Source organism: Pseudomonas sp. CM27 (assembly GCF_013179515.1).
GTDB lineage: Bacteria > Pseudomonadota > Gammaproteobacteria > Pseudomonadales > Pseudomonadaceae > Aquipseudomonas.
On the sequence record NZ_JABMCN010000173.1, the window covers coordinates 1 to 12,891 of the forward strand.

The 12,891-nt window shown below is 61.9% G+C and carries 19 protein-coding genes; all 19 read right to left on the reverse strand.

Annotation, left to right across the window (positions count from 1 at the left end):
- Positions 1-232, reverse strand: a 232-nt coding sequence (locus HP547_RS19980; protein ID WP_172287211.1) for a phage head closure protein, incomplete at its 3' end; no start/stop codon positions are given.
- Positions 219-557, reverse strand: a complete 339-nt coding sequence (locus tag HP547_RS19985) for a head-tail connector protein (RefSeq protein WP_172287213.1) — start codon at positions 555-557, stop codon at positions 219-221. The genes HP547_RS19980 and HP547_RS19985, both read right to left, overlap by 14 nt.
- A gap of 21 nt (positions 558-578) precedes the next feature.
- Positions 579-890, reverse strand: coding sequence for a hypothetical protein (locus tag HP547_RS19990; RefSeq protein WP_172287209.1), 312 nt, complete (start codon positions 888-890; stop codon positions 579-581).
- A 37-nt stretch (positions 891-927) separates the two neighbouring features.
- Complete coding sequence (locus tag HP547_RS19995; RefSeq protein ID WP_172287215.1) at positions 928-2,091, reverse strand: phage major capsid protein; 1,164 nt, start codon at positions 2,089-2,091, stop codon at positions 928-930.
- 15 nt (positions 2,092-2,106) lie between these two features.
- Positions 2,107-2,766, reverse strand: coding sequence for an HK97 family phage prohead protease (locus tag HP547_RS20000; protein ID WP_172287217.1), 660 nt, complete (start codon positions 2,764-2,766; stop codon positions 2,107-2,109).
- Positions 2,767-2,784: 18 nt separating this feature from the next.
- Positions 2,785-4,053, reverse strand: a complete 1,269-nt coding sequence (locus HP547_RS20005) for a phage portal protein (RefSeq protein WP_172287219.1) — start codon at positions 4,051-4,053, stop codon at positions 2,785-2,787.
- Positions 4,053-5,747, reverse strand: a complete 1,695-nt coding sequence (locus HP547_RS20010; protein WP_172287221.1) for a terminase large subunit — start codon at positions 5,745-5,747, stop codon at positions 4,053-4,055. Before HP547_RS20010 ends, HP547_RS20005 begins: the two co-directional genes overlap by 1 nt.
- A gap of 3 nt (positions 5,748-5,750) precedes the next feature.
- On the reverse strand, positions 5,751-6,233 hold the full coding sequence (locus HP547_RS20015) for a terminase small subunit (RefSeq protein WP_172287223.1): 483 nt from the start codon (positions 6,231-6,233) through the stop codon (positions 5,751-5,753).
- A 128-nt stretch (positions 6,234-6,361) separates the two neighbouring features.
- A complete protein-coding gene (locus tag HP547_RS20020) occupies positions 6,362-6,703 on the reverse strand; it encodes an HNH endonuclease (RefSeq protein WP_172287225.1) in 342 nt (113 codons plus the stop codon).
- Positions 6,703-6,957, reverse strand: coding sequence for a hypothetical protein (locus tag HP547_RS20025; RefSeq protein ID WP_306140561.1), 255 nt, complete (start codon positions 6,955-6,957; stop codon positions 6,703-6,705). Before HP547_RS20025 ends, HP547_RS20020 begins: the two co-directional genes overlap by 1 nt.
- Positions 6,958-7,007: 50 nt before the next feature.
- A complete protein-coding gene (locus HP547_RS20030) occupies positions 7,008-7,229 on the reverse strand; it encodes a hypothetical protein (RefSeq protein WP_172287227.1) in 222 nt (73 codons plus the stop codon).
- 55 nt (positions 7,230-7,284) lie between these two features.
- Positions 7,285-7,614 carry a hypothetical protein gene (locus HP547_RS20035; RefSeq protein WP_172287238.1) on the reverse strand — a complete coding sequence of 110 codons (330 nt, stop codon included), beginning with the start codon at positions 7,612-7,614 and terminating at the stop codon, positions 7,285-7,287.
- Positions 7,615-7,619: 5 nt separating this feature from the next.
- Positions 7,620-7,982 (reverse strand): hypothetical protein, encoded by a 363-nt coding sequence (locus HP547_RS20040; protein WP_054912146.1) that lies wholly within the window; start codon positions 7,980-7,982, stop codon positions 7,620-7,622.
- A 69-nt stretch (positions 7,983-8,051) separates the two neighbouring features.
- The gene (locus HP547_RS20045; protein WP_172287230.1) at positions 8,052-8,345 is read right to left on the reverse strand and encodes a DUF2513 domain-containing protein; all 294 of its coding nucleotides are present in this window, start codon (positions 8,343-8,345) and stop codon (positions 8,052-8,054) included.
- Between the two features lie 158 nt (positions 8,346-8,503).
- On the reverse strand, positions 8,504-9,049 hold the full coding sequence (locus tag HP547_RS20050) for a hypothetical protein (protein WP_172287231.1): 546 nt from the start codon (positions 9,047-9,049) through the stop codon (positions 8,504-8,506).
- The gene (locus tag HP547_RS20055) at positions 9,046-9,342 is read right to left on the reverse strand and encodes a hypothetical protein (RefSeq protein ID WP_172287233.1); all 297 of its coding nucleotides are present in this window, start codon (positions 9,340-9,342) and stop codon (positions 9,046-9,048) included. Before HP547_RS20055 ends, HP547_RS20050 begins: the two co-directional genes overlap by 4 nt.
- The gene (locus HP547_RS20060; RefSeq protein ID WP_172287234.1) at positions 9,335-10,669 is read right to left on the reverse strand and encodes a site-specific integrase; all 1,335 of its coding nucleotides are present in this window, start codon (positions 10,667-10,669) and stop codon (positions 9,335-9,337) included. Before HP547_RS20060 ends, HP547_RS20055 begins: the two co-directional genes overlap by 8 nt.
- A complete protein-coding gene (locus HP547_RS20065) occupies positions 10,656-12,047 on the reverse strand; it encodes a DnaB-like helicase C-terminal domain-containing protein (RefSeq protein ID WP_172287235.1) in 1,392 nt (463 codons plus the stop codon). The genes HP547_RS20060 and HP547_RS20065 overlap by 14 nt, the downstream gene beginning before the upstream one ends.
- Entirely contained in the window at positions 12,044-12,844 is an 801-nt protein-coding gene (locus tag HP547_RS20070) for an ATP-binding protein (protein WP_172287236.1), read from the reverse strand. The genes HP547_RS20065 and HP547_RS20070 overlap by 4 nt, the downstream gene beginning before the upstream one ends.
- Positions 12,845-12,891 lie beyond the last annotated feature (47 nt).

The following is a 12,891-nucleotide window of genomic DNA, read 5'->3' on the forward strand; positions in this document are numbered from 1 at the left end:
CGATCCGCATCGTCGATAGAACGCCTTCCCTGTGCCGGATGACAATGCGTGCCGTGGCCTCCGATTGGCCCGCCTGGGCAGCGACCAGGTCGCGAGCTGACAGTGGTGAGACCTGCGCCCAAACAGCGGCAAAAAGCTGCCAATCGGGCTCGCCGAACTCGCCGGTCACTGGGTCACGAGGCGTGACCTCGTGCTGCAGCTGGATCGGATGTCGAAGATCACCCGCTTTCATCGGCCGACTCCTGGGTGCTCGCTCTGAGGTCGCGTGAAGACCAGAGCTGAGAGGTAACGCCCAAAGGCATTTCATCCCCGCTGACTCCAACCGCTACCGCCTCACGGTTTGCGTAGGAATGGGCAATCAGCAGCAGCATGGCGGTTTTGAAGCTGGCCTTGAAGTCGGAGACCTGCTTCAGCTTCGGGTTGTCGCAGTACCACAGCGACCAGGCCAGTGCCGACTCGGCATACAGCTCGATCAGCTCATCCTCGCTTTCATGATCGACACGGAGGTGCTGGCGAATCGTGCCGATTGGCAGCAGTTCCAGTGCCGTGACGGTCATTTTTTCTTGCCCGCTTTGGCTTCAGCTGCAGGTGCTTCGTCCTGCTGGCTGGTCCTGCTGCTGGTCCTGCTGCTGGTCCTGCTGCTGGTCCTGCTGCTGGTCCTGCTGCTGGTCCTGCTGCTGGTCCTGCTGCTGGTCCTGCTGCTGGTCCTGCTGCTGGTCCTGCTGCTGGTCCTGCTGCTGGTCAGCAGCCTGCGGGGCGTCCACGTAGACCGCAAGTCCCATTCCCACCAGTGCCTCAGCGGCAGAGTCGGATACTTTGCGCGACTCTCCTTGCGAGAAGTTGCCTGCGTGATAGTGAGAAAACTGGCGCAACGCTCGGATTTTCTTCATCTGCATGCCGGGGCGGTTGCTCGCCCCGCCTCATTCATCAAGGGGTTGGGGTGCCGAACTGGCCGGTGATGATCGCGCTGGTGCGGTAGTGAGCCAGGGCCAGACGCTCCTCGCACAGCAGGGTCAGCATGTTCTTCACGAAGTTGTCGCGATCCTCGCGGCTGATCTCGACAGTGGCATCCATGCGGTCCCAGACTTGCGAAGCCAGGTCGAAGCCACCAACGGTGAAAGTGTTTTGCGCCTGGGCCTTGGTTGGAACGACTGGGAGCCCCCACATCACTCGGGCGGCGAAAGCGGCTGGACCACCGAAGATGTAACGGCCATCGGCATCCTTCAGCATCGCGATGGAGTGCCAGTCACGCGGGTTCAGGATGATGCCGGATGCATCGAACTCCGATTCCGATACCTGGAAAATCGCGTGGGCAATCTTGTCAGCCCGAGTGTCGCCGGTAGCGTCGAGATCTTCGTCGTACTCGTCAGCGACGTGGTTCAGGCCTTCCAGGTTGTCGCCGGTGCCGTCGCCGTTCAGCAGCTGGCCTTCCTCAACCAGCGCCAGGCCGTACAGCAGGCGGTTGTTGACGTAGGACTCGAGCATCGGCGCATCGTCCATGATCTGGCGAGAGGCCTGAATCCAGTGGGCAATGGTCTTCACGCCGGCGGTATGCTTGGTGAAGGTCAGGTTCGATTCTGGCTTGAGGTTGCCCTCGGCCACCGGAGCCGCACTGTTGGTGAAAACGTTCTCGCGAACGTATTCGATGGAGTTGGAGCTGATACGCCCCTGGGCAAGCAGGTCGCGGATGGTCAGGCGGCGCTGGCCAGGCATCAGGATGCCCGGAAGTTGCTGAGGCTGGACCAATGCGCCAGCCGAAGTCGCGCCGCTACCCAGGGCCTTGTTGAAGCTCTTCACATCAACCTTGCTGGACTTTCCGTCCCAGCTCTTTTTCAGGTCTTCGGCGGTGCGCTCGGCGAAGGACTTCTTGTTTTCCGGATTGTCCGGGTTGCCGCCGGCCAGCTTCTGCTCGATATCGAACAGGCGGGTGCCTGCGGTCTTGAGCTCTTCCTGGACGGTGGTCAGATCGGACTGCAGCTGCTTGCTGACGGCGCCGGTCGCCTCGATTTCTTTCTTCTGAGCGTCGAACAGCTCGGTCATGCGAGTCTGCGCGGTCTCGATCGCCTTCTGGACTTGGGCCAGTTCGGACATGGGTAAATCCTCGGTTCAGAGTTTGGGGAAGGTGTTGATGCGCTCCAGGAGCGCGGCGATGTCGTCGCCGCCTTCGGACTCGCTCCGAACTGCGGACTTGATGCGGGCGATGAACGCCTGCGCCTCGGACTTGGAAAGACCGGCTGAATCTCTCAACCAGTTCTCTGCGTCGCGGATACTGTCGATGGTCTCCATGCTCTTGAGCGTGGAAACAGTGGCCGATTCGTTGGCCGGGAAGGTGCACACGCTTATTTCAGTCAGGCGTGTCACGTTCCGGAATGAGTAGCCCGTGGCAATCGAGGTAACATCCTGCTTGGATGCACTGAACCCGACAGACATACCGCCCACGGTCCCGTGGATCATCGCCGCCTTCAATGCCTCGGACTGAGGGTTGCCCGGGGTGAGCTCGCCACGGACGTGAAGCCCCTTGCTGTCTTCAGCGAGATCGAGCCACTTGCCCACAGGAATTTCGTTGCGCCGGTGGTTGAAGAACATTGCCACTGCGCGCGACTGGCTCTTGAGCGCCTGCGCAAATGCGCCTGGCTCAATGATGTCTCCGTCACCGTCGACCACGCCAAAGACGCTGGCATAGCCTTCGAAGACGCCCTGGGCGCCGCCGTTGGCGAATTTGATTGCGGCCTGATCGAAGGCCAGGGTCTTGCAAACGCTTGGCATTTGCTGCCTCCAGAAAGATCAAACCCCGCTGGATGCGGGGTCTGGGTTGCCGAGTTGGGTGATGGGCACGTTCTGCGACTGCCGGGTGGCCACGTCGCCTCCGGGCAAGGGCGGCATGTTGTCCAGGCGCCGAAGCTCGTTGATGGTCCGAAGCCCCTTGTCTGCCAGAGTGCCCATGAAGGAAGCGCGGGCGGCCGAATCACCGCGAAGCAAACCGTCTAGGTTGTGCTCGGCGTGGTAACGGCCGAGATCCGCAGGTTTCACCAGCCACCGCCAGATGGACTGCTCCCACCAGTCGAGATAGGGCGAAAGGGTGTACTGCAGGAACCCCAGATTCTGCTGCTCGATGCCGGAGCCCCAGCTCGTCGACTTCTCCACGTCACCCACCAGGTGCGGGGGTACACCGAAGAACCTTGCCAGTTCGCTGACCTGGAATTTACGGGAGGCCATGGTTTCGGCATCCTGCGGGCTGACGCCGATGGACTGGGTGGAAAAGCCCGCCTCCAGAATCCACAGCCGCTTACGCACTGGCCCGCCGGCGATCTCCTTGAAGTTCTCCTCAAGCTGGCCACGCTGCTCCTTGCTGAGCACCTTGTCGCCCGTCATGAGGATCTGCGGTGATTTCGCGCCATTGCCGTAGAAGTCGCGCTGCTGATCCTCCATCGCCACCGCTACGCCCGCAGTCTTGGCCGCGAAAGCGATCGGCGAAAGACCGACCAGGCCGTTGAAGCCGAAACCCTTCAGGTGGAAGATTTCTGCCTGCTTGAAGTCGGCATACTCGGTGTCGCGCCGGTATCGGTAAACGATCCGGCCATTCTCCAATCGCGGGTCCATGTTCACCGACATCAGCGGTATCAGGCTGATCACGTCGCCAGCGCTGTTTCGCTCAATTAAGGCGTAAGCGTTGCCGTAGAAACACAACTGCATCGTCATGGCCGTGCGGAACTCCACGGCCGTCATGAAGCGGTTTGGGCTGTAGCGCAGCAGCCTTGCCAGAGGATTATCCAAGCCAACCTTGTGTCGGTCATTGCCCTGGGTTTCGTACACGTCCAGCGGCAAGCTGGCCGTAACGCTGGAAATCAAGCGGACGCAGGCGAAAACGGTGGAGATCTGCAGTGCTCGCTCGTCCGTTATTACCGAGTCGCCGACGGTACCGGTTGCTGAAACCGGGCCGCCCTGCGAGCCCTTCTCCGGAGTGACCAGCCGGCCGCCCACAAAGAAGCTCGCCAGGCGCGCCCAGAACGGGCTCCGGGTGCGCAGGTCAATGCTGTAGTCGGTATCGGCCATTACATGCTCAATGGTTTTGACAGGAAGTCGAGGAAGTCACCCGCGTCTGAAGCCGCAGGATTGAGTGCCATAAGGGTTGCCGCATCGAATGTCGCCATCAGCGGGTCAATCTTCGCGGTACCGCTGATTTGCTTGTTGATGGCAAGGGCGTTGCCGACCTGAACGGTTTTGGCGTTGCCCACGCACCAGGCCATCAGCCGGGAATCGCCGTGAACGAATTCGCCACCAGCAACCTTGCGTTCGGTGGTCTTGATCGCGCCGTTAAGTCGCCAGCCCTGGGACACCGAAGCGATACGCTCCATCGTGATCCCTCGCTCTTCGGTGGTGAGCTCGTCAATGATGTCGCCGATGCCCGAGGCGTCTACGCCAATTGCCTGTTTTTCAGGCAGCAGACCTGCGTCACGCACCTGACAGATGATGTCAGCAACATCCCGAACATCGTCTCCTGGCAAGTCGACGATGGTTAGGTCTCCATCTGCAGCGAAGTCTTTCAGCACGCTGACGATGTCCTTCCGGCGTTCCAGCACGATCTTGTGGGCCCAGGCGTGCGCCCAGTGCAGCCACTTCCTGGTGATCTTCTCGCGCCCGATAAGGCTAAGCCCGAGCAGGTCATCAAGGCCTCCGCCGTCGATGCCTGCCACTACCACCTCGCTCCTGCGCAGAAGTTCGTCTAGGGTAAGTTTTTTGTCACCCTTGCCTTCCCAGTGATCGGCACCGGCCCAGCGATTCGCCCGCTTGTTCATCCCAATTTGGATGTTGAGATGCTTGGCAAAGAACTTCTGCTGGCTCCCTTCGTCCTTGCGAAGTTCCTTCGCCATGCTGTCTTCCAACCACTCACGGCTGACGGAGCGCCCCATGTTGGGGTTAGTGACGTAAAAGTTCTCAGGCTGCAGGTAGGCTTTGCTCTTCAGCATCGCCTCGGGGAACTCGTACAAGATCCCCAGCGACTTGCGGTCATCGACCACGCCATCGCGAACATCCCGGTAGTAGCTCAGCTTTTCCTCGAAGACACCGGCCGGCGGCTCGTCGCTTTGAGTCGACAGCAGGATGACGAAACCTTCGTCCCTGGATATCTGGCCGCCCGTGGCTTCCATCAACATGGCATCGGCATTCGGCCGCTTGCCGAACACCCAAACCTCATCAATCAAAATCTTGCCGGACTTCTTGCCCGAGACCGTGTCGGTGTCGGCAGCCACCACCTTGAGCGCCGCGTTGTTCACGCGGTGGGTAATGGTGCGAATGTGGTCCTGGACATGAAGCAGCTCGCTGAGCTCTGGATCGGCCCGCACCATGCCGGCGGCTGGCTTGTAGCTGTTGGCCGCGACTTCGATCGTCGGCGCGATGATCAGCAGCTCCTCATCGTGCCTCCAGTTCAAGATCAATGCCGTCAGCATGATGCCGGCGGCGATTGTCGACTTCGTGTTCTTCTTGCTGATCAGCAGGAAGAACTCCCGGATCAACTGCTTTCCGCGCTCGGCATCGTAGGCCCCGAAGATGGCGGCGACAAAGTCGAACACCCATTGATCGCAGCATTCACCGAAGGTCGGCTGGCCTGGCAGGTCGACGACCTTCAGCGCCTTGAACACCTCAAGCGCAGCCTCAGCCTCATCAGGAAACAGTGGCTTGAAGGGGATCAGCGATTGGCCGGCAACGATCCGAGCCTCCCAGTCTGGGCAGGCGGTCGTCCACTCCATGCATCACCCCTTGTTGTTGACCACCAGCTTTGGTGGAGGACGGGCGCCGAAGCGACCCTTGCTGGCTTGATCGGCCGCAGCGGCCTTCTGTTCTTTCTTGCCCTGGTCAGCGACCTTGCCGTGCTTATATGGGAGCAAGGCTTTGGCGGCATCGACGCGCAATTTCGGCTCAGCGGCCTGCTCGTTCATGACGGCCTTGAGGAAGTCCATTGGATCGTCGAAATCACCCAGGTCGAGCTCGCCGACAGCGCCATCCTCGGCCGGTGGGGCTTTAACTTTTCGACCGGGTTTAACTTCTGTGGCCTCAGCCTGCCGATCACGCAGATGGCGACCGATTGCGGCTATGACATCAGGGTCCTTTGCGAGCTTGGAGCCCGCTTGCGACGCGGTTTTCTCTGAGTATCCAGCGGCGATCGCCGCTTCTCGATTTGACGCACCCGACAGCAAAGCGTCAGCAAACCGTCGCTTCTTGTCGGTTAAAGCCATGGTTAACTTTTCCGTGAAAGGGGAAAAAATCTGCGAATGGGAGGGGGCGAGGTTTCCGAGCGGGGAAGGCCTTGAAGTTTTACCCTCCCCCCCGCCCTCTAGCACGTCAAATCCCCGAATGAAGCACGTCAATCCCCCGCTTTCGCACCATATCGGTGCGCACCGAGGTCGGCAGCATCGGAGGCTGTCTTCTTCAGGTGGCAGCCGTCAGGCCCGCAGCAAAGGATCTGGCAGTTCTCGTCGGTGTCGGCGCCGCCTTGATGCAGTGGAACTCGATGGTCAAGCTCAAAGCCGTGCGGATAGGCGACAACGCGTCCGCACTCAGCGCAGGTTGGGGATGCCTTCCACAACCGGAGGCGCCGGGACTGAAGTCTGCTGCCTGTCATCCGGCGCTCCGAGGTGTTGGTGGTCGAGAGCTTGCGCCCCTCGACTGGCTTCAGCCTCGACTTCAGAGTTGGAAGCTTGGCCATCACCGGCCCCCTAGAACGGGCGCGCCGCTCAAGTAGGTTTGTGGCGCTGCGTCGGGATCAGGTTCGTCACCCTGGTCCTCGGCCAGTGCCTGGAGAAAGCTGGCCAGCAGCTCATTGGTCTTCGCCTGTTCGGCCAGTATCCGATTGAAGATCGACAGGAATGCCTGCTCGTTCGCCTGGATCATCGCCATCTGTTCCGGCGTCACCTTGATCTCGGCGAGAGTTACTGTCGAAGATTGATTTGGCCCGCTCATGCGCCACCTTTGTCCACTTTTTGATCCACTCGCGCCGGCCGGCGCATCCACTACAGGCCATCACATCCGCGCCGGGTAAGGCCGTAGACCTCCAAGGCACCTGCAATCTGCTCGCCCTCCTTGGCGTTGATGGTGCGGACCACCTCCACAGCAGCGGCGGTGTTGGGTTCCATGCGAATGGTGATTGACGCAACCTTCGCCGGGTCTAGCCCAAGAACCTGGCAAACCGTCTGGCCAAGCTCTTGGCCAAGTATCAGGGGTGTCGTTTCCATACTGTTTCCTCGCGCCACGAACCGGCGTATGGGTGATTTGTGGCGCGGAGGCCGGTCATGGCCAGGCCTCAGACTGGGTGCGACTCAAGGCTTCGTCAGCCTTGTCTGCCGCCTGGGTCGCAGTGGTCGCCGCCTTGGATGCCTTGGTCGCGGCGCTCTCGGCCTTCAGCGTTAGCTCGTTCATACGCTTGTCGCGCTCGGCCATCGCGGCGTCATAGGCATCGCGGATCTGCTTCACCTGGTTGGCCTGGGCGGTGGTCATGGCCCAATAGGCCGACTGCCAACCCAGCGCCGCCCCACCAGAAACCAGAAGCACAGCGATAAACCAGACCTCGGCCCTACGCCACCAGCGCCGGGCGATGAATTGCAGCGCGCATGTGTCCATCACGATTACCTCCGGGCTTCGCGCAAGCGAGCAATCTCCTCGCTTTGCGCGGTGACTTGCTTGGTGAGTTGGCCGACCTGACCGGTCAGCGCCTCGATCTTGCCTTCCAGGCGTCCGACGGTCGCGGCGAGGTCATTTCGCTCCTTGGCGAACTGATCTGCCCTGGCCTCGGCCAACTTGCGCGCCTCGCGCTCGGAGTCGAGCAGCTCGTTCAGTCGCCGCACGGTGCCGATGTCGGCAGTGTCCATGGCGCGATCAGCTGCGTCTTTGGAAAGGAAGCGGCGCACCCAAAGCAGTGCGCCGGTAACAACGATGCCACTACCGCCCAGCCAGGTGGCTGTGCCTGGGCCGAGATCGGTCGGGTCCATTGGTACTCCAAAACGAAAAAGCCCCGCACAGTGGCGAGGCCTTGAATTAGTTAAAGCGAGCCTGCTCGCTTAAAGCATAGAGTCGAGCAGGTCGTGCCCACTCCAGGTTAGCTGGAAGTTGATCTCATCAGCCTGGTCGCAGTATGGCTCAGTCTCAGTCTTCACCACGAAGCCGCCAGTCTCCAGGATGTTCAGCTGATAGACGATCTTCTCGTTGAGGTCTTCTTCAGCTTCACCGCTATTCCACACGCCGCGATTGGTTCCAACCTCCTGCATGATCTCCAGCAGCGTTGGCCCGCAATCATTGACGGTAATTTCGATGAACTGCAATACCTCATGCACCAGCTTTAAGTCGCGCTTCATAGTTAGCCTCAGTCCTACCTTGGATGATGGCCGAGTCTAACCGGGGAGGCACGCAATAAAAAACCCCGACACAATGGCCGGGGTTTCTATGCTCGCGTGCGTCACCTTTTTACGCACCGAACCGCAGGTTATGAAGTTACGCGGTCACTCGGTCACTGTCAAGCGGCGGATTGCAGCAAGAGACCATGCTCCTCGAGCAGGCCCTCGACAACGACATGAGCCTCGTTCACGCGATCGTCCAGCCAGCGCATGGTCACCGACCTCCAGCGGCGAAGAGTGCGGTCGGGAGTGCCGTCGGCATCCCAGGTGTGCAGCAGGTAGAACGACGCCGGCAGGCCTCGCCGGCGCTCCGGAACCATCCAGGCCATGACGCACTTCGTCTTGAACAGGTGATGCGCAGGACTCACAACCCTCGGCGTCAGGTATCGCGCTGCCTCCTGCACCTCGGCCTCGTTGATGGAGTACTTCCCAGCCAGTGCATGCCATTGAGCGCTGGGGAGCATCCGCTTGAGCATCGAGCGGGTCATTGCGTCCTGGGTGGTCCGCTCTTCTGGTGAAAGTCCGTCATTGATCCGCTCGGTCAGCAACTCGTCGTCGACGGTGGCTTTGTAGCGGTTCTGCCAGGCTGGCTTGGCCGTGCCGTCGTGGATCTCGATCGACATAACACGGCTGATGCAGTGTCCAGCGTCCTTGTATACGGTCATGCAGCCCTCCGGATGCGGCGAGGTGGTGGGTTGTCGTCCAGGCCCAGCAGGTTGCGCAGCAGCTTTTCAGCGGCCGCATTTTTGGTGTTGCCCTCGGCAACCCAGCGCTTGCAGTAATCCCCAAACTCGATATCAACGCGGGTGGCGTGCCAGCTGGCGACCATATCCAGCAGCGCGGCCATGGCGTGCGAGCCGGCCTTCTCTTCAGCCAGGTGCTGGCCGGCGATCTTCAGGAATTTGCGCTCATGCTCCTGAAGGCTCTTGCGCGGCAGTGCCGCCGTTACCTTACTCATGCCCGTCTCCCGGCTTGAAATCTTGATCGTGCATCCTCCCTTGGGATGGATGCTGTGAGGTGCTGCAACCCACGCCGTTAGTGGCGTCATCGGCAACAGGCCCGGTTTTCTGTCCCGGCAATGTCTCGGTGTGAATGGCGGCGAATCCCTGCCCGTCGAGGTGCTGGTGCCAGACCTCCAGCGCCTGACGCTTCAGCCCTTCGGCCGTGGTGTGGATGTAGGTGGCGTCGAGGTCCTTCATGGCGTGGTTCAGCAGCAGCTCGCCCACCATGTAGTCCACGCCGAGGTCGGTCCACGCGGTGCGGGCCACCTTGCGCAGGTCGTGGCTCGACCACTCGCCCTTGGCCAGATCGGTGAACAAGGTGTTGGCCTTGCTCGGGCTCAGAGGCGCACCGTGACTGCCCGGGAACAGCAGCAGGCCGGTGTAACCCTGGGTGGCCTGCAGGCGCTGGTACCGGCGCAGCAGTGCGCAGGCCTGGGCGGTCAGCGGCAGCGTGTGCTCGGCCTTCGTCTTCGTGTCGCCCGCCGGAATGAACCAGCGCCCCGCTTGAAGGTTGACGTTGCGCCAGCGCGCCAGCCGGGTCTCGCCCAGCCGCGAACCGTGGCACAGCATCATCAAAGCCAGCATGCAGCCCGCTGGCTCAACCTCGAAGCGCTCGGCAACCACCACCAGCAGGCCCGGCACATCATCCCCACGCAGTCGAGCCGGTCGCGGCCTGATCCGGGTCCGCACGAAGTCGGTGAACTTCAATGAGGCCATGGGGTTGGCGGGCAGCATGTCCAGACGCAGGGCCTGGCGGAACGCGACCGAGAGCACGCCATAGACCGAACGCACGAAGGACAAGGCATAGCGCTCCTGCAGCGGCCACATCAGGCGCTGGTCGATCGCCTGCTTGTTGGTCTCGGCCAGCAGCAGGTCACCCAGGCGCGATACCAGGTGGCGGTCCAACGCCGACTTGGCACTGGCCTTGCGCTTGGCGGACAGACCGCGGTCGCGATTCATCCGATCCCGGTACCACGCCAGCACGTCGCCCACTGTGGTCCAGCTGGTGGTCGTAGATTTGGCTTCAGCATCGGCGGCCCGGCGCGCCAGGATCGCCGGCAGCGTGGCCAGCATGGTCTTGGTGTTGATCCCCGGGTAATCACCGGCCTTGCCCCAGCGACCGCGCACCACGACGTGCCAGGCGCCCCGGGAGCGGTCCACGGTCGAGAACCTGAAGCGCAGCTCGCGGTGGCGGGTATCACGCAGTTGGAAGACCTCGCCGGCGGCGTGCCGGCGGATCTCTGCATCGCTGAGGGTAACGGTTAGGGTTTTAGAACCGCTCATTGCCCGCCCCCTTGTACCGCTGGGCGTAGCTGCCACGCCCAGCCTCGACCTCATCATCGCTGGGCAGCGATCCAGCGTAGGTGGCGAACCGGCCATACTGCCCTTCCTGCTGAACGATGCAGCTGCCAACCCGCGCATGGCGACACTTGGTCATCAGGATCTCTGTGAGGCCGTTCTGGCCCTCCTCCGTATCCATGTCGCGGTGCACCATCAGGATGCAGCTGGCGTCGGCCTCGATCTCACCGGAGTCGCGCAGGTCGCTGGATTGGGGCTTCTTCCCGGGGCGCTTGGTCGAGTCACGGTTCAGCTGGGCCAGTTCAATGACCGGAATGCCCATTTCCTTGGCCAGCTGCAACAGGGCCTTGCTGATCTTGCCCACCTCCTCGGTACGAGATCGGCCACCACGCTCGCTGCGCACCAGGGTCAGGTAATCGACCACAATCCCGGCCAGGCCGTGCTCACGCTGGCACTGCCGAGCCGTGGCGCGGATGGTGGTCGGGGTCTGGACAGGGTCGTCGCATACGAACAGCGGGGCGCCCTTGGCTTGCGCTACGGACCCCACCATCCTCGCCCAGTCGTCGTCGCGCATCTGGGAGGGATTATCCAGCTTGCGCAGGTCCACACCGCCCAGGGACGCGATAGCCCGCAGGCCAAGTTCCTCACCAGGCATCTCAATGGAGAACACCAGCCACGGCTTCCGCTCCTTCACTGCGTTGTGCTGGGCGATCTGCAGGGCCAAGGTAGTCTTGCCACTGCCCGGCAGGCCGGCGATCACGGTTACTTTCTTTGGGCGGATGCCCTGGACCAACTCATCCAGTTTTTCCAAGCCGGTGGCTGGCCAAGCCGGAGCGTTTCCGTTCAGCTTGTCATCCACCAGCCGAGCCGCTTCCCCCATCCAGGTGTCCAGCCGCTTGAAGCCTTTGGCCTCCCCGTCGAGGTCGCGCAAGTCAGCCATGGCCTGCTGGGCTGCAGCGATTACTTCGCCGGTAGGGGCGCCGGCCTGCACCATTTCCTGCGCGCCGCCTGCCACGTCAAGAATGCGCCGGATCACGCCCCATTCCTTGACGTGCCTGGCGTAGGCCTTCCAGTTGGCCAGCGAAGGAACCTTGCTGGCCAGCTCAGCGGCATAGGCCATGACGTTGTCGCCACCCGGCAGCAGGCGTTGAACCGCCCCCAAGGTCACCGGATCGATGGGCATGGCTTGCTCGCGGCACTCCAGCATGACCTCGAACAGGGCAGCATTGTCGGCATGATAGAAGTCGGCCGAGGTCATCTGGCCGAGCATGTCCTCGACCAGGCTCACTTCCTGCTGCAGCGAAGCGTGAATGACCGCGCCAAGAACGCCGTGCTCAGCCTCGTCGCTGTAAAGGGCCCTCATGCTGCAGCCCTCTTCGATTCCCAGGTAAACCCGACTTGCTGCCCGCCATTCTGACGCAAGCGGTCAAGGGCGCGATCGCCGATGTAGGACTTGAGGCCGTCAGCGCTCAAGTTGCTGATCACCACAGTCGGCAGCACCGCCTGATACCGGCGGTCGATGATGCTATGCAGCAGGCCCAGCTCATACTCGCTGCCCTTCTGCGCCCCGACCTCATCAATCACCAGCAGATCCAAGCCACCAAGATGGACAGCCACGTCACGGTCGGTGTAGCCCGATCCAAGCACCATCGAGGCGCGGGCAATGCTCACAATGTCCCCGGCCGGGATGATCAGCGCACGGCATTGATCGGCCACCACCGTGCGGACGATAGCGCTGGCCAGGTGAGTCTTACCGCAGCCGACGTTGCCGGTCAGCAGCAGGGAGCGGCCCGCCCGGAAGTTGGCCGGGAACTGCTCGGCATAGGCCTGGCACTTGGCCAGAGCCCTGTGCTGCGGCTCCGTCTCGGCTCGGTAGCTGTCGAAGGTGGCGCCAGCAAAGCGCGGGGTGATCCCGGCCGCGATCAGCGCTTCGCTGGCTTTCTCGACCTTGTGCTGGGCATTGGCCAGGGCGCGCTCTGCTGAGTCGCGGGGGCTGGTATGCAGGGCCTCCCAAGCGCAGCGCTTGCAGCCACGCGCCAGCATCGAGCCGTCCAGCTGCTCGACTTCGCTCATATCGACGCGACCATGCACCGGGCACTCGCCGGAGAAGATGCGCTTGGCCGGGGTGCGGTGGAACAGATCAGAAATTCGAACGGCCATCGTGGCTCTCCTGGTACATGTCATCGGTGTGCTGCGGGAGGTTGTTG